2 protein-coding genes are annotated in these 1,282 nt (G+C 66.6%); both read left to right on the top strand.

Annotated elements, in window-relative coordinates:
- The coding region (locus tag ABB26_RS18395; protein WP_083490927.1) for a CoA pyrophosphatase at window positions 1–503 on the top strand (503 nt) is incomplete at its 5' end.
- Window positions 500–1,282: sulfurtransferase (locus ABB26_RS18390; protein ID WP_152982754.1), on the top strand; the 783-nt coding region annotated here is incomplete at its 3' end. The genes ABB26_RS18395 and ABB26_RS18390, both read left to right, overlap by 4 nt.

Below are 1,282 nucleotides of genomic sequence, written 5' to 3'. Positions count from 1 at the left end.
GCCCCCCGGTGGAGGCGGCAGTGCTGGCTGGTCTGGTGCCGCGGGCAAGCGGCACGCAGGTGCTGTTGACCCGGCGCACCGAGGCGCTGCGCAATCATGGTGGACAGGTCGGCTTCCCGGGTGGCCGGGTGGAACGCAGCGATCGCAACGCCCTGGCAGCGGCGCTGCGCGAGAGTGATGAGGAGATCGCCCTGCCGTCCAATCAGGTGCTGGCATTGGGATATCTGGATCCGTTCATCACCATCACCGGTTTCCGGGTGACGCCTGTGGTGGCGGTGGTGGACCCGGCATTCATTGCGCGGCCCGAGCCGGGCGAAGTGGCGGAAGTGTTCGAGGTACCGCTGGACTACCTGATGAACCCGGACAACCTGCGCCTGGTGGAAATGGAGCACCGTGGCCGCATCCGTCACGTCATGGAATACGCATGGCCGGGCCACCGCATCTGGGGGGCCACCGCTGCCATTCTCTACAACTTGCGTCGTCGCCTGGAGTTGCTGGGATGAAAACAATGGAGATGGGTTGGAACACACTGGTCGATGTGCCAAGTCTTGCTGCGGCATTGAATGAGGAAAGCCTGCGGCTGCTGGATGCGCGCGCCACCGCGAGCACGGCGTTGCGCGTGATGGATGCGCGTTTTTCGTTGGCCGATGCGCAGTCGGGTGCGGCGCAGCACGCCGCCGGGCATATCCCCGGCGCGGTGTATGCCGATCTGAATCACGATCTTTCCAACCTCGATCGGCAGGGACATGGTCGTCACCCGCTGCCTGACAGCGCGACCTTTGCTGCGACGTTGGGTCGGTGGGGCATTCGCCCGGACACCCAGGTGGTGGTCTATGACGCAGCCGATGGCAGCATGGCGGCGGCGCGCTTGTGGTGGCTGCTGCGTTTGATCGGCCATCACCGTGTTGCGGTGCTCGATGGAGGGTTGGCTGCATGGCAGGCAGCCGATCATGCACTGCAGGCCGGCGCGGTGAACGTGCAGGCAGCGACGCCGTATCCGGGGCAGTTCGATCCCGCGCAGGTTGTCAGCGCCGATGAAGTGCAATCGCGCTTGGCACAGGCGCCGGGCTGGTTGCTGGATGCACGCGCCGCCGAGCGGTATCGCGGTGATGTGGAGCCGCTGGATCGCGTCGCCGGGCATGTGCCGGGCGCGGTCAATCGGCCCTTTGGCATGAGTCTGCGCGATGGCCGCTTCCGCCCGGCGCAGGAGCTGCGCGCGGAGTTGCTGCCGTTGTTGGGCGCCCATACCCCGGACCAGGCGGTGGTGATGTGCGCGCAGGGG

This window comes from Stenotrophomonas humi (assembly GCF_001431415.1).
Taxonomy (GTDB): Bacteria; Pseudomonadota; Gammaproteobacteria; order Xanthomonadales; family Xanthomonadaceae; genus Stenotrophomonas; species Stenotrophomonas humi.
Note: the sequence above shows the minus strand (reverse complement) of the source record. Positions and strands in the feature narration are given on the sequence as shown.